The organism is Philodulcilactobacillus myokonensis, from assembly GCF_027923585.1.
In the GTDB taxonomy this organism is placed as follows: domain Bacteria; phylum Bacillota; class Bacilli; order Lactobacillales; family Lactobacillaceae; genus Philodulcilactobacillus; species Philodulcilactobacillus myokonensis.
Genome location: NZ_BRPL01000002.1, coordinates 453,166 through 473,913, shown reverse-complemented (window position 1 = coordinate 473,913; position 20,748 = coordinate 453,166). Strand labels below are relative to the sequence as shown.

Below are 20,748 nucleotides of genomic sequence, written 5' to 3'. Positions count from 1 at the left end.
TGAATTAAACCTGATTGTATTAGTATTAGTTCAATTGATTGTAAAATGGAGGCTAATTGAATGGATAAAACAAATGAAATTAACGAATCATTGGTTAAAGATGATTTGTATCAAGCTGTTAACGGTAACTGGCTAAAAACGGCTAAGATCCCAGCCGATCATTCATCAACCGGTGGTTTTATGGATTTAGTCGATCAAATTGAAAAAACATTAATTCATGATTCAAACGATTTAAAAAACGGTAAAATAGCACCTAAAAATAAGGAAATGGCAGAATATAAAAAATTCTACACCATGACCACTAATTTTAAGAAACGGGAAGCTGATGGTTCAAAACCATTAATGCCACTTCTTAAAAAAGTTCAAGATCTTAAATCATTATCCGATTTGAATCACCAATTAAGGGATTGGATTCTAGATGGTTTTCCATTACCATTTGCTTTATATATTGAAGCTGATGAAAAGAATACTAAGTTAAACGCCCTATATGCTACGGCACCTAGTCTTTTCATGCCTGATAAAACTTACTACAGTAAAAATAATCAATCCTATCAAAAATTGATGCCAATTTTAGTTAAAATGTTGAATCAATTACTTGTTATGGTTGGATATTCTAAGGAGCAGGCCCAAACCATCGTTGCAAAGGCGAAAGCATATGATCAATTGATTGCTCCTCACGTTAAATCTGCGGAGGAATCAGCCGACGAAAAAAAGAATTACAATCCTCAAAAGTTTAGCGATTTAGATGATGCCGTCCCTGGTTTAGACCTTGCAAAAGTTGTTACCGATTTAATCGGTCAGAACGAAACACCAAAGCGAGTCATTAATAACCAGCCCAAGTATTATGAAGCATTAAAAGATTTACTTAGCCCTGACCATTTCGATGAAATGAAAGCTTGGATGTTAGTTGGCGTTTTAACTTCATATACTGGCGATCTTTCTGAAGAATTTAGACAGGCTGGTAGTTTATTCAGCCGGGCTCTTTCAGGCAAGAAACAGACCTCTAGTAAAGAAAAAGCAGCCTATTACCTAGCTGAAGACGCGTTTGATCAAGTTGTCGGTGATTATTATGGACATAAGTACTTTGGTGAAAAAGCTAAAGCAGATGTTCACCAAATGGTTGTCAATATGATTAACGTCTATAAAAAACGTTTAACCGATAATGACTGGTTGAGTGATTCAACTAGAAAACAAGCCATCAATAAATTAAATCACCTTGGCATCCAAGTTGGTTATCCAGATAAAATCGATCCATTATTTGCTAAATTTCACGTTGAAACATTTGAAGATGGCGCAAGCATCGTTTCAAACGAGGTTAAATTCACAAGAATTGCCGTCCAAGACATCTTCAGTAAATGGAACCGTCCAGTTGACCGAATGAGATGGGAAATGCCAGCTAACATGGTCAATGCCTATTATCACCCATTCAAAAATATCATCGTCTTCCCTGCTGCTATTTTGCAGAAGCCATTCTATAGCTTGGATCAATCATCAAGTGAAAATTACGGTGGAATTGGCGCTGTCATGGCCCATGAAATTTCACATTCGTTTGATAACAACGGCTCACTTTTTGATGAATATGGTAACCTTCATAATTGGTGGACAAAAGAAGATCATGAACATTTTGAAAAATTAACCGATCAAATGATTAAAGAATTTGATGGGATGCCATTTGCTGGTGGTAAGGTTAATGGTAAATTAACCGTTTCTGAAAATATTGCCGATGATGGTGGATTAAGTTGTGCTGAAGAAGCTGCTAAATCTGAAAATAATGTCGATTTAAGAGCTTTCTTCTTTAACTGGGCACGAGTATGGCGAACTAAGTCAACTGAGGCCTTTAAGCAACTATTATTATCAATTGATGTCCATGCTCCATCCGAATTACGTGGCCAAATTCAACCACAGAATTTAGATGACTTCTTTAAGACATTCGATATCAAACCTGGTGATGGAATGTATAGAAAACCAGCAGACCGGGTCAAAATTTGGTAAAATCAAAATAATTATAAAAAAACAGCCGCTATCATTTAGATAGCGACTGTTTTTTTACTGTTTAAATTTAATTATTTTCGATGATAAACTCTGATAAGATTCACCAATGCTTCTAGTAACATTCCAATTGACATCATGTACATGGCAATCATGTTTTTAGAAGCAATTACCATGAAGAATAAAATTAAATAGAAGATGAAGAATAAACAAGCTAACAATTTCGAATTAGTCATTTCTTAGCACCTTCTTTATGATTATTCTTAATCATCAATGCCATAATCATGCCAAAAATTTCAATGATAAAGAAAGTTAAGAAAACGACATGGTAACCATTGTTTCGGGCTAAACTCATTCGAATTCCACGGCCTAAACTATCATTTGTGACATTGGTTAAAATTAATGATGCAATCATAACACCGGTTGAACCTAAAATTTGTCTAACCGTTGTGATCACTGCGGTTCCATGTGAAATATATTCTTTTGGTAGTGAATCGCCACCTAAAGTGGTTGCTGGCATCATAACGAATGCATTTCCACCCTTAATCAAGGATGAAGTAATGATCATTGCAATTAGACCAAATTGAAATGGCATGATGGTTAGAGCAAGCCAACCCAGTAAAATCATGGACATTCCAATCACCATAATTCTCTTAAAACCAAATTTATCAGCTAAGTGACCAGTTAATGGGTTCAAGACACTCATGATAATTGAGCCTGGAATTAAAGCAAATCCAGAATACTTGGCAGGAATTCCTAAGACGGTTTGATAATATTGCGGATAAATAATGGTAACCACAATCAAAGCAATGTATGAAATTCCGGTTAACCCCATCGATAAATCAAAATTAAGATTCTTCATGACCCGTAATTGTAATAATGGTTCTTTAAGATGAAATTGCCTGTAAACGAACGCGGTAACCATAATAAGACTGACGACTAAAATCAATAGTAAGAATGAAAGTGATCCACCACCCTTACTGAGTTGGCCAATGGCATTAACAAAATATAAGATTCCAATTAATCCAATTGATAAAATAACAGAAATAAAATCTAAGTGGCTCTCTTTATGTGGCATTACATCCTTAATAGCAAACAATGCCAAAATGAACAAAACGGTCACAACCACCATAAAGAACATAAACAATCCACGCCATGCAGTAAAGTTTAAAATGACACTACAAATGGTTGGACCTAATGCTAATGCTGATCCCATTACCAAACCGGCTAATCCCATAACAGTTCCACGTTTAGCTTTCGGTGTGATGTATAACAAGACAGATTGGAATGATGGAAATAAAATTCCAACGGCAATGGCTTCAAGTGCACGTCCAATAATTAGTGTAATGAAGCTATGCGCAAAGATAATAATTAGCGTCCCAATATCAAAAGTAAGCAGAATTGACATGAACAAATTCTTAAACTTAACATTGTTCAATAGCCATGGACTGACTGGCATCATAATACACATAACTAACATAAAGCCAGTAGTCATCCATTGAACAGATGTCATTTGAACGTTAAAAGTATCCATCAATGGACGGTAGATATTTGATACTGATGACTGACTAATTGACATCGTAAAACTACCAAATAACAGCACTAAAATAAAGAACCAACGATTATAAGTATGGCCTTCTAAATCACGACTCTGTTCCATATCATCACTCCTAATTTATAATAGTTCTAATATAACAATAATTATATTTTATAATGATTCTAAATAAAAGTAAAGTTTTAGGATCATTAATTATCCCCGAAAAGGAAACTATTAATAATTCGGTTGACAGCTTGATTATCGACCAAGACTTTATGTTTGGCATTTTGACCATTCATTTGAATTTCATGGTAATTCTGAACGTGTTTCGATACCAAATATTTAAGTGATTGTGCTGATGGGATGGTTACTTTGCCATCGGAATTTAATAAATCATTATAACTACCGTAAATGTTTAAGATCTGAACATCGGATGGGAATTTTTTACAATCAGAAATCATCTGATCGTATGATGGATAAAAACGATTGGCAGCATGCTTAATCTGTGGTTCGCCATTACTGTTAACTGTATTTTGATTGGCACGGTCATTTAGACCCACCACCCCGTTGTATGGAGTTGCAATTGAAACAAATTTTTGTAGCTTTGGAATTTGATGATTATCTGAATTCTGGGCAGCATTTTCCAATATCGTAACCCCGCCAGAATAATATCCAACACCGTTATAATCATTAAAATGATATTTTTGTTTCAAATGGATCAAAATCTGCGTTAACCAATTTACTTGATACTTAATCGGTGCTTTATTATCAAGAAAATTAACTTGAATTAATGGATTCCTAGTCGTTTTCGATAAATGACCATGGTATTCAATTGATTTATTTTTCTTAACATTAATCGTTAATGAACGGGTGCCGCTATTACGACTAGCAACCGTTATCAAATGATTAGTTGATTTTTTAGTTCCGTCAATCCCATGTAAATACAAAGTTGGTGTATCAGGTTCACTAGGTGCAGAACTCATGTTCATATTCATACTTTTCTTTTTGCCATAAGCTAAAAAAGCTGCAATGATTGCTAAAATCGCACAAATAACAGCTAAGACGATGGTTGTTTTAACATTTTTTCTCAAAAATTAAACCTCACTTTCTCATATTCAACATTCTTAATGATAATCGAAAACGAAAAATTTTGCATTAAAATATTGATTATTTTATTAATTAAGCAAAAAGTAGTAGATTATTATATGAAGGGAATTTTATGTTTTCATAAAATTCTGATATTCGTTCATCAATATATAAATTAAAAATATATTGTCATGACAATATTTTGTCATATCTTATTAATAATTACAAGGGAGATTGTTGTTTTTGATTACTTTGAAATCACCTCGAGAAATTGAAATGATGGCCAAGTCTGGTGCCGTATTAGCCGGTGTCCACCGTGGCTTAAGAAACATCATTAAGCCAGGTGTCGATACATGGGACATCGAAGAATTTGCTAACAAGTACATCAGAGATCATGGTGCGATTCCATCTCAAATTGGCTTTGATGGTTATAAATTTGCCACATGTATTTCAATTAACGATGAAGTTGCCCATGGAATTCCTAGAAAGGGACTCCTATTAAAGGACGGCGACGTTGTCAAAGTCGACATGTGTGTTAACAAAGACGGCTTTGAAAGTGACTCTTGCTGGTGCTACGGTGTCGGTAAGGTTTCTGACAAAGTTAAAGAATTAATGCATGTTTGTCACACTGCACTATATAAAGGACTTGATCAAGCAGTCGTTGGTAACCGAATTGGAGATATTGGTGCCGCCATTCAACACTACGTTGAAGATGAACACCATATGGGTGACGTTCGTGAATTAATCGGTCATGGAATTCAACCATCAATTCATGAAGCCCCGAATGTACCAGCTTATGGTACCAAGGGCCAAGGTTTACGTCTTCGTCCTGGTATGACTATCACCATTGAACCATTGGTTAACCTTGGAACATGGCAAATCAAGGATCATTATGACAAACGGGATGACTGGACTTATTACTTATCTAAGGATAATACTAAGTCCGCTCAATACGAACATACCCTAGCAATTACTAACGATGGTCCAAAGTTATTGACTTCACAGGATCACAAAGCGGATGCTAAGTACATGTTAGATATGTACAAGAAATAATTTCAATTAAAAAAATAAAGGCTTACGATGATTAATTTCATCGTAAGTCTTTTTGTTTATATCTTTTAATTAATTTGCCATTTTGGCTGTTCGTTATTGATAACCCGTTCCATTTCTGAAGCAGCCCTAGTTGACATTCTTTCGATAGCTTCATAACTATGACCAGCGTTATGTGGTGTTAGGTAAACGTTCGGTAACTTTCTTAGTTCACTATCTTCTGGAAGTGGTTCTTTTTCATAAACATCCAAACCAGCGCCAGCAATTTCACCCGATTTAAGTGCTTCAACCAATGCTTTTTGATCAATGACCGATCCACGGGCAAAGTTAACAATATGGGCGGAATCCTTCATCATTTTGAATTCATTCGTACTGATACTGTGAATGGTATCAGGAGTTGCTGGAACATGAAGTGTAATGAAATCAGATTGTTTTAATAAAGTGTCCCAATCAACAAATTTACCGTATTGACTTTGCTTTGGATGACGATTCCAAATTAAAACGTTCACATTAAATCCACTTAGCATCTTAGCAACCATGCGGCCAATATGACCAAAGCCAATAATTCCAACGGTTTTGCCAGCTAATTCATTGGTGGGGTGTTTAGCAACGTAATCATTGTCACCTTCACGCATTGCTTTTGAAATGGAATAGGAATGTTTTGATAAAATTAAAATATCGGTCACAGCCGCTTCCGCAACGGATGCAGCATTAGCTCCCGGGGTATTCGTAACTTTAATCCCTTTTTTAGCAGCATATCGATAGTCAACGTTATCATAACCAACGCCGAAACGTGAAATCACTTTTAAATTCGGCATTTGATCAATCATATCCTTGGTAAACGGTGCGCCTAAAAGCATTACAGCAACTGCATCTTTTCCTTTGGATAATAATTCATCCGCTTTTTGGGCGTTACTAGTTGAAATCATTTTTAAATGATGTTTTGCTAAATCATCTTTTACATACGGTACCGCAATTTGTGGTACTAAAACTTTATTTGCCATCTAAAATCACCTTCCTATGCAGAAATTATAAAAGAAGAAATGAGTTTTACCAAACAAAAGGATTAATTAACTTGCCACTTAGCACGCTGTCCTTCAATCACTCGAATCATTTCAGAAGCCGCATTAATTGCAGTTTGTTCGATTGCTTCCGTTGTCTGGGCGGAAATATGCGGTGTCATGTAAACATTCGGCAACTTTCTTAATTCACTATCCATTGGCAATGGTTCTTTTTCAAAGACATCTAAACCTGCTCCAGCAATCTCCCCTGTTTTAAGTGCATTGATCATTGCTTTCTCATCAATAACTGAACCACGGGCAAAATTTACGATCATTGCTGATTTCTTCATCATTTTGAATTCTTTTCGACTCACGCTGTGAATTGTTTCGGAAGTCGATGGAATATGTAAAGAAATGTAATCTGATTGTTGAAACAAAGTGTTCCAATCAACAAATTTTCCGTATTGACTCTGCTTTTGATGACGATTCCAAATCAAAATTTTAACACCAAAACCACTTAACATTTTGGCAACGGCTTGGCCAATATGGCCATAACCAACGATGCCAACCGTTTTATGGGCTAACTCACTGGTAGGATGTTTTGAAATATAATCATTATCACCATCGCGCATTGCTTTTGAAATTGAATATGAATGCTTAGCTAGAATTAACATATCACAAACGGTTGATTCAGCAACTGAAATAGCATTGGCACCCGGGGTGTTTGTCACCACAATCCCTTTTTTGGCTGCATAATGATAGTCAACATTATCGTAGCCAACACCTAAACGCGAAATCACCTTTAAATTTGGCATCTGATCAATCATATTTTGATTGAATCCATCCGGCGGCATTAAGATCATGGCACCAGAAACGTCTTTTCCCTTTGCTAATAATTCATCTTCACTTTGGGTACTACTAGTTGTTTTAATTTCAATCTTATGTTTTTTAAAATCATCTGTGACATACTTAGCAGCATATTCTGGAATTAGTACTTTTGCTTTCATTTTTTCATTCCTTTTCTACAAAAAAATAATGACCCCAACTAATGGAATCATTATTAATTATACCGATATTATAAATTATTTATCAATGTTCTTAGGCGAAATCAATTTTGAAATTGAACGGCGTCTTTCAACCGTGGCGGATTTCTTAGTATGACGTCGAATGAACCGTCTTCTTGGTGGATACATAATACTTTTATCATGCGTAATCATCTTAAAGACTGACATAATAACTAAAATTGCAACGAACATAATCGGAAATCCAGCAATCGTACAGAATGTCTGAACAGTCTGGAATCCACCGACAAGAACTAAACTAAATGAGAAGATAATAAAGATGACAACCCATGTCATTTTATTAACTTTACTTGGTTCAACACCTGGTTTTAACTTCGTACTAGTAAATGATGATAGTACGAAGGCAGATGAAGAAATCGTTGTCGCTAGGAAAATGAAACATGAAATACAGTACAATGCCAAAATAATAATTTTGAATGGCAAGCTAGCAATGACAGTTGAAATGACTGCAGCTTGACCCTGCGTATTCAAGATATGGACTAAGTTGATGGTACCAGTCTTTTGTAGCCATAATGAGTAACCACCAAAAATAGCATAGAAACTCATACAACCAATTGCACCATAGGTTAACATCCCAATCAATAACTGACGGATGGTTCGACCACGTGAGATCTTAGCGATAAACAATCCCATGAATGGAGTATATGATAACCACCAGCCCCAGTAGAAAATCGTTTCACGTTGGGTAAAGCCAGGATGTCCATTGGGAACGGTACTCATACTCATTGGAATGAATTTTTGAATTAATAACCCGATACTATTGGTTTCAGAGTTTAAAATGTAAACGGTCGGTCCTGCCAATAGAACAATTACCAAGAATAAAATGGCCGTCCAAATATGGGCATGACTCAGTTTATCAATTCCACCGTTTAAACCACGCATAACCGCAAAGGTAAAGATAACAAACAAAACGAAGAATAATTCCATCTTCAACATCATGTTATCGGAAATACCGGTTAAACGGCTTAAAACGTTCGAGACAACTGGGATTTCTAATCCAACATCGGCTCCAACACCACCCATGATTCCAAAGACAATTAACAAATTAACAATTTGCCGCATTGTCTTTTTCCACATTTGATCACCATCTAAGACGGTCAAAACTTCACTAATCGATTGAATCCGTCGGTGTTTATTATAAATAACATAACCAACGGCAACGGTAGGTGCGGAAAACATTAACCATGCCATCGGGCCCCAATTGAATTGGCCCAGCATGTGTGCTAAGTTATAGGCTTGTTCTGAAAAAGGTTTGGCACCGTATGGCGGATCCTGTAAGTAACTTAGTGGATCAGTCATACTTAGCATTAAAATACTAGCATCAATGGCGGTCGCAAAGACCATGCTACCCCATTCAAAACTAGAATATTGTGGTTTTGCATCCGGGCCACCAAATCGGATTCGGCCATATTTACTAAATAGGATGAAAATAAAGAAGATAAAGTTAATGGTGTAGACCCACATGTAGGCCCAACCCATCTTATTATCAATCCAATTTAAAATATCTGCCAAAACTCCTTGAAGTGATGAACCACCAGCAATTAAAATAGCTGAAACCACAAAAAACGAGAGAACAGTAGGAATAAAAACGACTTTATTAATATGTAGTCTCTTAAAAATTGATTTTTCCTCCCCTTTGATTTAAAAATGCTATACAGGAAACTTTTCTGTATAGCATTTATTCAATGCTCTAATTAAACATTCATATAACATTATACACACATTAGACGATAAGTAAAAAAGCTCTCATTAATATAACTATTTAACCGTCTTAATGACCCGAGCTGGTGAGCCGACTAAGACAACGTTATCCCCGAATGATTTGGTAACAACCGAGCCGGCACCAACGACAACGTTATCACCTAAAGTAACTCCCGGAAGAATGGTAACATGACCACCCATCCAAACATTATTACCGATTGTGATTGGTTTCCCTAACTCAACATCTGCTTTTCTTTTTTCAGGATCAAGCGGGTGAACAGGGGTATATAAACCAACGTCGGGGCCAAAGTAACAATGATTGCCAATGGTAATCGGACAGGTATCCAATAAAGTTAAATGGTAATTAGCATAGAAATAATCACCAATATGAATATTAAATCCATAATCAAATTCGATTCCGGTTTCAATAAATAAATTTTTCCCAGCATCAGCAAATAATTTTGATAATGCTTTGTTGATGGATTCCTTATCTGCTAATTGGTTCACATGCATTAATTTTTTTCTAACGTATGCACGGCGTTGGTCTAATTCAGGATCAAATTGATCATAATTTAATCCCTTGGTCATTTTTTCTTTTTCTGTTAACAAATTTTTTCTCCTCTAGTGAGCTAAAACAAGCCCATTTGTTTAAAATTATTCTTCAAATTCTGAACTGATTGATCAGTCGAAATTCGTTTAGAATGTTGGTTGTAATGTTGATTATGATGCTTTTTAACACTTGTTTTTGGACGATAGTCATGAACTGGTCGTTTAATATGATGGGGTTCTTTTTTCATTTTGTCCATCGTTTCGTTTAATAAACGATCAACAAAATTATTTCCATCATTATTAGCATGTCCCTTCGTCCAATGAAAATCTAAGTGGCGAAATGACGGTAAGATGGCATCGACCCGTTTCCATAATTCAGCATTTTTTACTGGACCCCCAGTGGCAGTTTTCCAACCACGTTTCTTCCAGCCTTTCAGCCAGTGTTTCGTCACTGCATTTAAAACATACTTGGAATCTAAAACGGCTAAAATATGTTTAGTTTGATCACGATGCTTTTGCAACCACTTTAAGGCATTCAAAAAGCCCATGATCTCCATTCGATTATTCGTAGCACCAAATTCACCATCGGAACCATAAAACTGGCGATGGTCAAATTGAATTAAGTATGCCCACGCTGATTTATCATCCGAATGAACGTGACCACCCTTGCGATTACCATGATTACGGGACCCGCCATCACTATAAATTTGAATATCATAGTGTTGATTAGATGTTTTCGATGAACTGGAATTTTGCTTAAGGTATTCCTTAGCTTCCGGCTGGGTTACAAAGCCTTTGAATTTTGCACTGGGAAAACCATTCACTTCTTTTTGAGTTGCATCCCAAGTTTGATAAATTCCCGGGTGACGACCCTTTGCAACCGCATAGAATTTTTTCTTTTTGCTCATAATGACCACCAAATAAAATATTTTTGCAATAAAAATGACCCAGTCATTTAAGTCAACTGGGCCAATTTTATTTACTTAGCAGGTTTTTGTCTTAAAAACTTTTGTAAGCTTTGAACTTCTTTTTCACGTTTTTTATTCTTTTTAGCACTAATTGGACGATGGCCTTGAACGCCATTTGGATGACATTTTCTCATTATTATTACTCCTTTTCGTTTAAATTATTCGTATAAACATACTCTTATTAGTATAATACAAACCATGATTATAAATCAAATTGAAATTAATCACCAATTAATAGATTATTACCCCTAACCATGTTAATATTTTATCAAATAACTTATTAGGAGGGCTTAAAGATGATTAATGATTTTCCACAAGCATTGACAATTGCTGGCTCTGACAGCGATGGCAGTGCTGGAATGCAAGCTGATTTACATACATTTTTTGCTGAACATGTTTACGGTGCATCCGTCATTACGGCATGCGTTGCCGGTAATTCATACGGGATTCATGCTGCCCACAACATGCCCGTTGATTTTATCAACCAAGAATTCAAAGATTTAGCTGATGACTATCATATCAAAGCTTCCAAGACTGGCATGCTAGCTGACACCACTCTGATCAATACCGTTTATGAAAATTATACTAAATATGATTTTGGACCATTGGTTGTTGACCCAGTGATTGTCACTAAGCATGGTGCGATGTTATTAAAACAAGATGCATTTGATGCATTGAAGCAAAAATTAATTCCGCTTGCGAAAGTCTTAACCCCTAATTTCTATGAAGCCCAAAAATTAGCAGAGATGGAAATTAAATCGGATCATGACATGGAAGTAGCTGCCAAGAAATTAAAGCAGATGGGAGCTGACAGCGTCATTATCAAGGGACGCCATGATAATGAAAACCAATCCACCGTTCGTGACTACGTTCTCTTGGAATCTGGCAAAAGCCTTTGGTTACCAGGCCAATACTACGATACCGAACATAAAAATGGGACTGGTGATACCCTTTCTGCCGCCATTACTGCCGGTTTAGCCAAGGGTAAGTCCGTTGAAGATTCGATTAAAGAAGCCAGGGCATACGTTGATGCGGCCATTAAACACGGGATTAACGTTGCTCACAAGTTCGGTCCCATCAACCACTACGTTAAATTTCAAAAATAAAGCATCAAAGGATTTTTAAAATGATCAATGATTTCCCACAGGCGTTGACGATTGCCGGTTCTGAAAATGGTGGCGGAGCTGGCATGCAAGCTGATTTACACACCCTCTTTGCTGAACATGTTTACGGGACTTCCGTTCTAACTGCCTGTGTTGCCGGTAATTCATATGGTGTCCATGTCATTCATAAACTACCGATTGATTTTATCAACCAAGAATTCAAGGACATTGCCGACGATTTTAAAATTAAGGCATCTAAAACGGGAATGCTGGCTGATGCTAATTTAATTAATGCCGTTTATAAAAATTATACTAAATATGATTTGGGTCCTCTTGTCGTTGATCCCGTCATCGCCAGCAATCATGGTGAAATGTTATTAGAAAATTCCGCCATCAAAACTTTAAAACGGAAATTAATCCCGATTGCAGACGTTCTGACCCTTAATTTTTATGAATCCCAAAAATTATCCGGGATTCAAATTAAATCAGATCAGGATATGAAACAAGTGGCAGAAGTTTTACAAGAATTAGGTGCTAACAACATCATGATTAAGGGCAAAAATGATAATGCTAACCGCAAAGTTGTTAAAGACTACGTGCTTTTGAAATCACACCATGACTTTTGGCTTAGTGGTCAGTACTACCCAACCCATCATAAGGATGGCACCGGCGATACCCTATCGGCTGCCATTACCGCTAACTTAGCAAAAGGAATGGATGTTAAAGCATCCATTATAGAAGCTAAATCATACGTTGATGATGCCATAAAACATGTGATTAACGTTGGCCATAAATTAGGCCCCATTAATCACTACGTTAAATTTCAAAAATAAAATTAGTTAAAACATAATTATACAGTAACATTAAAAAGCATTAAAATATTCTGGAAACAGTAATATTAATTAATTATTTTTTTACAGAATTCAATTTTAGGACTAGTTTAAACTAGTCCTTTTTTACACAAAAAAGAACTGAGATTTAGTTTTAATTACTAAAAATCGGTTCTTTTTATTATAATTAAGAGCAATAAATATAAAATAAACTTTAAATGATAATAATTAGTAAATGATTAAAAAATGGTTAAAAAAGTATTTACAAATAACTTAAATAATATTATACTTATATTCAATAAATATAATGAGGTGAAAATTATGACAGTTGAAGAATTAAATTACTGGCGTTACGGAAACCGGATGAAATATTTAAAAAATCTCCAAATTTAGTTATTAATTGTGCAGACAAACCATTTGGCATAGATATTTTCTTTGATAAGGCATCAACTAAATATAATATTCCAGTTATTTTTGGATCATATGCTTCTACAACAATAAACACAGTTGCAAAAATACCAGGAAAAACAATTAATATAAGTGATTTTCTAGATGATAATGCTATAACAAATAAATCAATGATAAATAGTGAAATTCCAACATCTGTAATTGCACCAGCTACTTTCATGGTTGCAAGTATGGTCTCTTATTATGTTGTAATGTTATTAACGAGTTTACGTACCCCTACAACAGCAATCCAAATTGATATGGATGGGTGGAAGGTGTTAAAATATGATATTTCCAAAAAGCGATCTTAAAAATTTAATTCAATTATTGTCAGGACAAAGCTTATTACTAATTGGCAATAGTATTTTTAATACTGTATTATTATATATATTAGCTCAACAGTATAATGCAACGTCTTCACTACTTGGATTATTCGGAATTATTGCGGCTATTCCACCAGCATTCATTGCCATTGGGGCGCCAATTCTCGGAAATATCCATAATAACAAAAGAATTTTAATAATTCTACAACTAATTGCTTTTTTTTGTATCTGTTTATCAGGATTTTTATTACTAGAGCACAAATCAATTATATTAATTGCCGTTTTATATTTTTTATTAAATATTTCCACAACTATTTCCACTTCAGTTGAAGTTGGATTTATTCCAGTTGTTTTTAACGAAAATGAAGAAGAAATTGAACGTTCAGTTGATTTTCAATATTTTATGAGCTCAGGTTTAACAATCTTAGTCGACATCATTAGTTCTTTCATACTATTAATCGGTGGAAGTACTTGGCTATTAATGATTAGTTTTATTACCCCACCAATAGGAATTATTTGCTATGCATTGATTAAATATAATAATTCTTTAGATGTTCAAAATCCATCCGAAAATAATTCAAAGTTTACTTATTTTCATCAATTTTTTAAGCAACTTCATCAATTCACTCACACAATGCCAGCTTTCTTAATCATTTTGTTCGAAGCAATCCTTGGTGGTATCAGTGGATTATTATTTGAATTACTGCCATTAACGATGAAAGAAATCGGCGTAGCAGTTGCTTTCTTTTCATTCGTAAGTTCAATTCAAAAAATTGGTGATTTTATTGGTGGATTTTTAGCACCATTCGTTAAATGGCAAGCACCTGTATTCTTCGTATGTGATTATTTAATTTCAGGAGCATGCTTTTTATTCATTACATTTCCACTTCCTAATATTATTCGTCTTGGATTACTTTTAATTGCAGGAATTGTGATGGGAATGTCTGGAAATGTTTTTGAAAAATTAATGTATCGTTCTTACAATGTTGGGGATATTTCGTCAATGCATGCATTAACAACAACAACTTTTGCAATTTTTTCTGTCACTAGTTATTTTACAGCTTTAATCCACGTTCATACATTAATTTTATGGCAAATCACAGGAATTATAACAATCCTATTTGGAATATTACTATTAATCATGATTAAGTTAAAACCTAGTAATAATTAATAAGACTAAAAGTCGAACCTCAAAAATTTGAGATTCGACTTACTTTTTTACCATTTATCCGGACTCCACATCCGGCCATCCAATTCATCTTGGCGTTCGTTGATACGTTTAGACTGTTCCTTCACTAATGATTTTGTTTGTTCTAGCAATGCTCTTTTAGCAAATAATTGCTCATTATCCTGGTATTTATTCAATTCATCCAATAACCATTTCAAAGTGTTCGAATCCATTTAATACCCCTCTTTTTTCTTCATCATGTTAACTTCCCAATTCAATTCAGCTAATTGATCGGCATTATTTTGAATTTGGTCAATTACCGTTTGAAAAATTAATTGTTTGTCATCTGGTAAAGTCTGTTTAAATTCATTCAATTGTTGGATCATCCACTTCTCGTAGTTAGCAAAATGGTCATATTTGGGATTAGTAATGTAATTTTGGTAGTCAATCAAGCACTTGGCCCGTTTTTGATTGGTCATATAAGCAAACTGTGAAATCACAAACGGCTTTAGAAATTTCATCCCAGCACGCTTAGCCAATGCTTGATACGGGATCAGCATTTCAGAAATACTAAAATTCTCAACACCCCCACGCTGGTATTCACGAAGCGGCATTCCAAGTGAAGTCACGATTCCTAACTCTTTTCCCTTTAGACTAGCTTGTTCACTTAAATAAACGAAGTTTCTGGTAAGGACATCATCTTCCCACTTCTTCAATAATGCCGGCGAACTGTACCAGTACATTGGGAATTGGAAAATAATGCGGTCAAATTGGGTTAATAGTTGTTGTTCTTTTTCAATTTGAATTTGATAGTTTGAGTATAAAACATCCAGTGGATGCCAAGTTACCTGTTTTAAGTTCTTTTGGGCATCCCGTAAAAAAGCTTGCGTGGTCGAAGTTTTAATGTCTGGATGCGAAATAATGACAAGTGTTTTCAATAAATTCACCTCAAGGAACATTTTAATCTAAAACAAAAAATAACACCATCAAATTAATTGATGATGTTATTTAATTTAATTATTCTTATTTTGGATTCGAAGCCGTCAATGCTAGATTACTCCAGAATTCATTATTATCAGTAGCTAAACTGTATCCTTTAACACGTTGGTTAACTGGATTCCAGTTCATTTCCATACTAGTTGGAACGTAAGCGGCTTGATTAGCCATATAAGTTTGCCAATCTTTGAACTGCTTGGTTCTGTAATTATTATTCCAAGCTTTACTATTATTCATATTGTTTAATAATTGAGTATTCCGTTTAGTAGCAAAGTGGCCCATGTTAAAGGTAGCACTTGCGCCGTATTCACCAGTTGGTGTTGGTTCAGCTGATACTGAAAATGCACCTTGCCAAACATCAATCTGATTCTGTTTTGGTTTTTCTAAGATTGAATACTGTTTATTAAATTCTAACGGTTTGCCACTCGTGAATTGAGCATTTAAACCTAACTTACGCCACTGTTGAAGATAATATTCGTATTGAGCATTAGTTGAAGCATTTCCTTGTGGCCCAGCAAAGTTAATGGTTAATGGTTTGCCATTTGGTTGAGTTCGCCACTTACCATGTTTATTATAACCAGCTTGATCTAACAATTGGTTAGCCTTCTTCATATTGTAATTGTAATACGGTGTCTTAGAATTATAATACTGCTTATAATATGGAGAGATTAAGGTATTCGGGAACCAACCTAAGCCATAATCAAATTTCTTACGAAGGGTTCCGATATCTAAGGCATACATCATTGCTTGTCTTAATTTAACATTGCCCATCTTCATATGTGGATCCATAACATTCGTTTGATTCTTCGGATTTAAGTGTCCAAGGTTAAAGCCAAAGTAATCATAACTGGTTCCTAAGTTACCAACTACTTTATAGTCACTTAAATTTTTAACGTTTGGAAATTCAGATGCTGGGTTAGTTACATCACTAACTGGAAAATCAAACTTTTTAGCTTTTAATGATGAATAGAAGTTATCACCGGAGACAACTTGGATATTAATATGTTTGATTTGAGCTTTCTTACCAAAGTAATACTGGTTTGGAACCCAACTAGTTGATTCACCATCGACCATCTTGCTCATCTTATAAGGACCGGTAAAAATAGGATCCTTACGAACCTGTTTAGATGAACTTAACTGACCAATTGGAACGTTCTTTTCATATTCATATGGTTCAACGGCATCCCACATAACTGAATTACCAGCATATTTAAGTGACGGTGCAAAATTGCTGAAGTGCAAAACGGTGACTTTACCCTTTGGACCATTTGGCATCGTAATTCCAGAAATAGTTTTAGCTTTACCAGTATGGTAAGCAGCTAGGCCTTTAATACTTTCCATGTCTGAATCGTACTGTTGAGTTTTACTGTCCTTATTAGCTAACACTTCATAAGCATATTCAACATCCTTCGCAGTAACTGGCATCCCATTTGACCACTTAGCATTGTTTCTAACTGTAACCGTTGCTGTCTTAGCTTTTTTATCTAATTTCAAATTAGCTAAACCACCGTTAACAACTTCATCCTTATTGTTAACGAAGAAAAGTTGGTCGCCACCACCGGGTGAAAACATGTCGGTATCTTCTTCCATTGAAGTCAAAGCCGGATCAGTAATCCCAGCAAATGGTGAATTATAGAACTCACCTAGTTTTAATGTCCCGTTATTATATGTAGAATTTGTTTCGTTCGGATTATGGTATGTTTGGGACAACTTCACTGACGGTTTATAACCTGACTTCACTTGAGAACTATTACTGTTTGAACAAGCAGCAAATAATCCTGTCGATAGCATGACAACTCCTGCGGTAAGCCACTTTCGATATTTATTCATTCAAATTACTTCCTAACTATTTAATTGTCAATTTTCAAAGAAACCATTGAATTAATTGACTCAATAAGTAATTTACCCCCCTTCAGGATCAATCAAATTAGATTTCAATAAGTTTCATTAGAAATAGTGTAACACAGACGTTACAAAATTAAAATAGGATTAGTGTAAAAAGCAAAAAAACGCCTTTAAGGTTTGATAATATCAAATCTTAAAGGTATTTTTATTATTAGTTAATGATTAAACTTATTTTGGATTTGAAGCAGTTAATGCTAGATTACTCCAGAATTCGTTATCATCACTAGCAACACTGTAACCCTTAACACGGTGGTTAACAGGTGTCCAATTCATAGTCATACTTGTTGGAACGTAGGCAGCTTGTTGTGCCATGTATGTTTGCCAATCTTTAAACTGTTTTACTCTATAACTATTATTCCAGGCTTTATCATTATTCATGTTATCCATCAACTGGGTATTTTTCTTAGTAACAAAGTGACCCATATTGAATGAAGCATCGGCACCATAGATACCAGTTGGGGTTGGTTCAGCGTTAACACCAAATGCACCAGCAAAGATATCCATTTGACTTTGCTTTGGTTTTTCTAAGGTATCATAGAATTTATTCATTTCCATTGGTTTACCACCAGCATATTGAACATTCAAGCCCAATTTATGCCATTGTTGTAAGTAATAATTATATTCAGCAGTTTGAGATGATGTGGCTTGCATTGCACCGAAATTAATTGTTAATGGTTTTCCATTTGGTTGGGTCCGCCACTTACCATGCTTCTTATAACCAGCTTGGTCTAATAATTTTTCAGCCTTACTCATATTATACTTATAATATGGGGTCTTAGAATTATAGTACTGTTTAAAGTATGGAGAAATTAAGGTATTCGGGAACCAACCCATACCATAATCAAACTTTTTAACCAATGCACCTTGATCTAATGCATACATCATGGCTTGTCTTAACTTAACGTTGCCCATCTTAGCATTTGGATCCATAACACTCGTTTGAGTCTTAGTGTCTAGATGACCAAGGTTAAAGCCAAAGTAATCATAACCCGTACCTTCTTTGCCAACAATAGTATAGTCACTTAAATTCTTAACATTTGGATATTCACTACTTTGACCATTAGTAATTGGAAAGTCAAATTTCTTTGACTTCAATGAAGCAGCAAAATCATCTTCAGAAACAACTTGGATGTTAATGTGTTGAATTTGTGGTTTCTTACCAAAGTAATATTTGTTTGGAACCCAACTAGTTGATTCACCATCAACCATCTTACTTAGTTTATAAGGACCAGTGAAGATCGGGTTCTTACGAACTTGATTAGATGAACTCAACTTAGCAATTGGAACGTTCTTTTCATATTCATATGGTTCAACTGAGTCCCACATGACTGAATTACCAGAATACTTCAATGAAGGAGCAAAGGTTGTAAAGTGTAGAACAGCTACCTTACCCTTAGGACCTTTAGGCATGGTAATTCCAGAAATAGAACTAGCTTTACCAGCATGGTAGGCAGCCATTCCTTGAATATCTTGCATGTCTGGACTAAATTGCTGACTATTACTGTTCTTATTGCCTAAGACTTCATAAGCATATTCAACATCCTTAGCAGTAACCGGCATCCCATTCGACCACTTAGCATTATTTCTAACAGTAACAGTTGCAGTTTTAGCTTTCTTATCTAAACTTAAGTTAGCTAAACCACCGTTAACAATTTCATTCTTGCTATTAACGAAGAATAATTGATCATTGCCACCAGGATCAAACATGTCTTGATCTTCAGCATTAGATTGTAATACTGGATCGGTAATCCCAGCAAATGGTGAATTATTGAATTCTGCTACTTTTAATGTCCCATTATTGTATGTAGACGAAGTTTTATTTGGGTTATCATACGTTTGAGATAACTTAACAGACGGTTTATATCCTGACTTAACTTGTGATTGGCTACTAGAACAAGCTGCGAATAATCCAGCAGATAGCATGACTGCACCGGCAGCCAACCATTTCTTATATTTACTCATTGTCTTTAACTCCCCTTTTTAAATCAAAATCAACTCTGTGATCCACCTAATAATTTAATTGACAACCAATAATCATCCCCTTTAAATAAGCATATATTATTAACTATTATGTCTTTGAATGACGTTGACTGAACTTCTTAATGCTTGACCAATATAACTAATTGCTAAACATAGAATGATAATTTCGATTGTTGCTGGTAACCATGTCCACCAGTAATTAGTAATGTTATCAGCACTACTTGCATTTCCAATTAAAGTTCCAAGTGATGGCGTACCATCTGGAAGACCAAAGCCTAAGAATGAAAGTCCAGTTTCAACTCCAATATTTTCTGCAAATGATAACGTTGTATCCACAATAATTAATGAAGCGATGTTTGGCATAATTTGTTTAAAGATAATGCTTAATGGACCACTTCCAGATGCTTTTGAAGCTAATACATACTCTTTGTTAACTTCCGAAAGGGTCTGTGAACGAATCAAACGCTCAGTTCCTAACCAGTAGAAGCAAGATAGAATCAAAGTTAATGTGATTGCATTATAGCTTGGAATAATATCAACGATAACAATGATCATCATCATGATTGGAATAATCATGAAGAAGTCATATACTCTTTGCATCACTAAATCAGATTTTCCACCGACATATCCAGAAATCAGGCCGTAGCAAATTCCAAATGTTGATGAAATCACGGTCAAGCCAATCGCAATCCCAATTGAATTTCTAGAGCCAATGATCAATTGATCAACGATTGAACGCCCTGATTGATCAGCTCCGAGGAAGAATCCCGGTGTAAATGGTTTTGCAAAGTAATTCATGATGGAAGTTTGCATGACTTGCGACGTGTTCATAAACATTGAAGCAATAATGACATACAGGATGAAGCCAACTAAGATAATCAAAGAAATTAATGCCATTTTATTAGCTACGAATTCATGCCAAATCAATTTTAACGTTGACGGAGCAGCATTTCTTTCAGCACTCTTTTCTAATTTATCCATTTCAGCTTGAGAAACATGTGATGATTGATTAAATTCATTCGTACTCATTTTA

General features: G+C 35.1%; 20 protein-coding genes. 6 read left to right on the top strand and 14 right to left on the bottom strand.

What is annotated here, in order from left to right:
* Nucleotides 1-60: 60 nt before the first annotated feature.
* Entirely contained in the window at nt 61-1,992 is a 1,932-nt protein-coding gene (locus WR164_RS02465; RefSeq protein WP_286135985.1) for a M13 family metallopeptidase, read from the top strand.
* Nucleotides 1,993-2,063: 71 nt separating this feature from the next.
* On the opposite strand, the gene WR164_RS02460 is transcribed toward WR164_RS02465, so the two are convergent.
* The 3 genes from WR164_RS02460 to WR164_RS02450 all read right to left on the bottom strand — a co-directional run bounded on the left by WR164_RS02460 (nt 2,064) and on the right by WR164_RS02450 (nt 4,617).
* On the bottom strand, nt 2,064-2,225 hold the full coding sequence (locus tag WR164_RS02460; RefSeq protein WP_286135983.1) for a hypothetical protein: 162 nt from the start codon (nt 2,223-2,225) through the stop codon (nt 2,064-2,066).
* Nucleotides 2,222-3,649, bottom strand: coding sequence for an MFS transporter (locus tag WR164_RS02455; RefSeq protein ID WP_286135982.1), 1,428 nt, complete (start codon nt 3,647-3,649; stop codon nt 2,222-2,224). The genes WR164_RS02460 and WR164_RS02455 overlap by 4 nt, the downstream gene beginning before the upstream one ends.
* Nucleotides 3,650-3,735: 86 nt before the next feature.
* A complete protein-coding gene (locus WR164_RS02450; protein WP_286135981.1) occupies nt 3,736-4,617 on the bottom strand; it encodes an alpha/beta hydrolase in 882 nt (293 codons plus the stop codon).
* A gap of 238 nt (nt 4,618-4,855) precedes the next feature.
* Between WR164_RS02450 and map the strand changes: the two genes are divergently transcribed.
* Nucleotides 4,856-5,665: a type I methionyl aminopeptidase gene (gene map, locus WR164_RS02445; protein WP_286135980.1), complete on the top strand. Its 810-nt coding sequence runs from the start codon at nt 4,856-4,858 to the stop codon at nt 5,663-5,665.
* Nucleotides 5,666-5,730: 65 nt separating this feature from the next.
* Here map and WR164_RS02440 read toward each other — a convergent pair whose 3' ends face one another.
* The 6 genes from WR164_RS02440 to WR164_RS02415 all read right to left on the bottom strand — a co-directional run bounded on the left by WR164_RS02440 (nt 5,731) and on the right by WR164_RS02415 (nt 11,097).
* Nucleotides 5,731-6,666, bottom strand: coding sequence for a phosphoglycerate dehydrogenase (locus WR164_RS02440; protein WP_286135979.1), 936 nt, complete (start codon nt 6,664-6,666; stop codon nt 5,731-5,733).
* A gap of 62 nt (nt 6,667-6,728) precedes the next feature.
* Nucleotides 6,729-7,670: a phosphoglycerate dehydrogenase gene (locus tag WR164_RS02435; RefSeq protein WP_286135978.1), complete on the bottom strand. Its 942-nt coding sequence runs from the start codon at nt 7,668-7,670 to the stop codon at nt 6,729-6,731.
* A 75-nt stretch (nt 7,671-7,745) separates the two neighbouring features.
* Nucleotides 7,746-9,305, bottom strand: coding sequence for a BCCT family transporter (locus WR164_RS02430; protein ID WP_507763357.1), 1,560 nt, complete (start codon nt 9,303-9,305; stop codon nt 7,746-7,748).
* A 198-nt stretch (nt 9,306-9,503) separates the two neighbouring features.
* Entirely contained in the window at nt 9,504-10,034 is a 531-nt protein-coding gene (locus WR164_RS02425) for a sugar O-acetyltransferase (protein WP_286136886.1), read from the bottom strand.
* 41 nt (nt 10,035-10,075) lie between these two features.
* Entirely contained in the window at nt 10,076-10,903 is an 828-nt protein-coding gene (locus WR164_RS02420) for a ribonuclease H family protein (protein WP_286135977.1), read from the bottom strand.
* A gap of 71 nt (nt 10,904-10,974) precedes the next feature.
* Nucleotides 10,975-11,097: a hypothetical protein gene (locus tag WR164_RS02415; protein WP_286135976.1), complete on the bottom strand. Its 123-nt coding sequence runs from the start codon at nt 11,095-11,097 to the stop codon at nt 10,975-10,977.
* 162 nt (nt 11,098-11,259) lie between these two features.
* Here WR164_RS02415 and thiD (WR164_RS02410) point away from each other — a divergent pair, with 162 nt between their 5' ends.
* From thiD (WR164_RS02410) to WR164_RS02395, 4 genes are all read left to right on the top strand, one after another.
* The gene (thiD, locus tag WR164_RS02410; protein WP_286135975.1) at nt 11,260-12,069 is read left to right on the top strand and encodes a bifunctional hydroxymethylpyrimidine kinase/phosphomethylpyrimidine kinase; all 810 of its coding nucleotides are present in this window, start codon (nt 11,260-11,262) and stop codon (nt 12,067-12,069) included.
* A gap of 20 nt (nt 12,070-12,089) precedes the next feature.
* On the top strand, nt 12,090-12,899 hold the full coding sequence (gene thiD / locus WR164_RS02405; RefSeq protein WP_286135974.1) for a bifunctional hydroxymethylpyrimidine kinase/phosphomethylpyrimidine kinase: 810 nt from the start codon (nt 12,090-12,092) through the stop codon (nt 12,897-12,899).
* 332 nt (nt 12,900-13,231) lie between these two features.
* A complete protein-coding gene (locus tag WR164_RS08415; protein WP_373876917.1) occupies nt 13,232-13,654 on the top strand; it encodes a ThiF family adenylyltransferase in 423 nt (140 codons plus the stop codon).
* A complete protein-coding gene (locus tag WR164_RS02395; protein ID WP_286135972.1) occupies nt 13,629-14,837 on the top strand; it encodes an MFS transporter in 1,209 nt (402 codons plus the stop codon). The genes WR164_RS08415 and WR164_RS02395 overlap by 26 nt, the downstream gene beginning before the upstream one ends.
* A gap of 47 nt (nt 14,838-14,884) precedes the next feature.
* Here WR164_RS02395 and WR164_RS02390 read toward each other — a convergent pair whose 3' ends face one another.
* From WR164_RS02390 to WR164_RS02370, 5 genes are all read right to left on the bottom strand, one after another.
* The gene (locus WR164_RS02390; RefSeq protein ID WP_286135971.1) at nt 14,885-15,067 is read right to left on the bottom strand and encodes a hypothetical protein; all 183 of its coding nucleotides are present in this window, start codon (nt 15,065-15,067) and stop codon (nt 14,885-14,887) included.
* On the bottom strand, nt 15,068-15,772 hold the full coding sequence (locus tag WR164_RS02385) for an NAD(P)H-dependent oxidoreductase (RefSeq protein WP_286135970.1): 705 nt from the start codon (nt 15,770-15,772) through the stop codon (nt 15,068-15,070). It lies immediately after the preceding gene.
* Nucleotides 15,773-15,857: 85 nt separating this feature from the next.
* On the bottom strand, nt 15,858-17,660 hold the full coding sequence (locus WR164_RS02380) for an ABC transporter substrate-binding protein (protein WP_286135969.1): 1,803 nt from the start codon (nt 17,658-17,660) through the stop codon (nt 15,858-15,860).
* Nucleotides 17,661-17,903: 243 nt separating this feature from the next.
* Nucleotides 17,904-19,697 carry an ABC transporter substrate-binding protein gene (locus WR164_RS02375; protein ID WP_286135968.1) on the bottom strand — a complete coding sequence of 598 codons (1,794 nt, stop codon included), beginning with the start codon at nt 19,695-19,697 and terminating at the stop codon, nt 17,904-17,906.
* 99 nt (nt 19,698-19,796) lie between these two features.
* Nucleotides 19,797-20,744, bottom strand: coding sequence for an ABC transporter permease (locus WR164_RS02370; protein WP_286135967.1), 948 nt, complete (start codon nt 20,742-20,744; stop codon nt 19,797-19,799).
* Between the last annotated feature and the right edge of the window lie 4 nt (nt 20,745-20,748).

What these genes read in the sequence shown, in the direction of transcription:
- WR164_RS02420 (WP_286135977.1), bottom strand. Translation starts at nt 10,903, where the DNA reads ATGAGCAAAAAGAAAAAATTCTATGCGGTTGCAAAGGGTCGTCACCCG.
- WR164_RS02455 (WP_286135982.1), bottom strand. Translation starts at nt 3,649, where the DNA reads ATGGAACAGAGTCGTGATTTAGAAGGCCATACTTATAATCGTTGGTTC.
- WR164_RS02375 (WP_286135968.1), bottom strand. Translation starts at nt 19,697, where the DNA reads ATGAGTAAATATAAGAAATGGTTGGCTGCCGGTGCAGTCATGCTATCT.
- WR164_RS02440 (WP_286135979.1), bottom strand. Translation starts at nt 6,666, where the DNA reads ATGGCAAATAAAGTTTTAGTACCACAAATTGCGGTACCGTATGTAAAA.
- WR164_RS02415 (WP_286135976.1), bottom strand. Translation starts at nt 11,097, where the DNA reads ATGAGAAAATGTCATCCAAATGGCGTTCAAGGCCATCGTCCAATTAGT.
- WR164_RS02395 (WP_286135972.1), top strand. Translation starts at nt 13,629, where the DNA reads ATGATATTTCCAAAAAGCGATCTTAAAAATTTAATTCAATTATTGTCA.
- WR164_RS02460 (WP_286135983.1), bottom strand. Translation starts at nt 2,225, where the DNA reads ATGACTAATTCGAAATTGTTAGCTTGTTTATTCTTCATCTTCTATTTA.
- WR164_RS02370 (WP_286135967.1), bottom strand. Translation starts at nt 20,744, where the DNA reads ATGAGTACGAATGAATTTAATCAATCATCACATGTTTCTCAAGCTGAA.
- WR164_RS02465 (WP_286135985.1), top strand. Translation starts at nt 61, where the DNA reads ATGGATAAAACAAATGAAATTAACGAATCATTGGTTAAAGATGATTTG.
- WR164_RS02435 (WP_286135978.1), bottom strand. Translation starts at nt 7,670, where the DNA reads ATGAAAGCAAAAGTACTAATTCCAGAATATGCTGCTAAGTATGTCACA.
- WR164_RS02425 (WP_286136886.1), bottom strand. Translation starts at nt 10,034, where the DNA reads ATGACCAAGGGATTAAATTATGATCAATTTGATCCTGAATTAGACCAA.
- thiD (WP_286135975.1), top strand. Translation starts at nt 11,260, where the DNA reads ATGATTAATGATTTTCCACAAGCATTGACAATTGCTGGCTCTGACAGC.
- thiD (WP_286135974.1), top strand. Translation starts at nt 12,090, where the DNA reads ATGATCAATGATTTCCCACAGGCGTTGACGATTGCCGGTTCTGAAAAT.
- WR164_RS02390 (WP_286135971.1), bottom strand. Translation starts at nt 15,067, where the DNA reads ATGGATTCGAACACTTTGAAATGGTTATTGGATGAATTGAATAAATAC.
- WR164_RS02380 (WP_286135969.1), bottom strand. Translation starts at nt 17,660, where the DNA reads ATGAATAAATATCGAAAGTGGCTTACCGCAGGAGTTGTCATGCTATCG.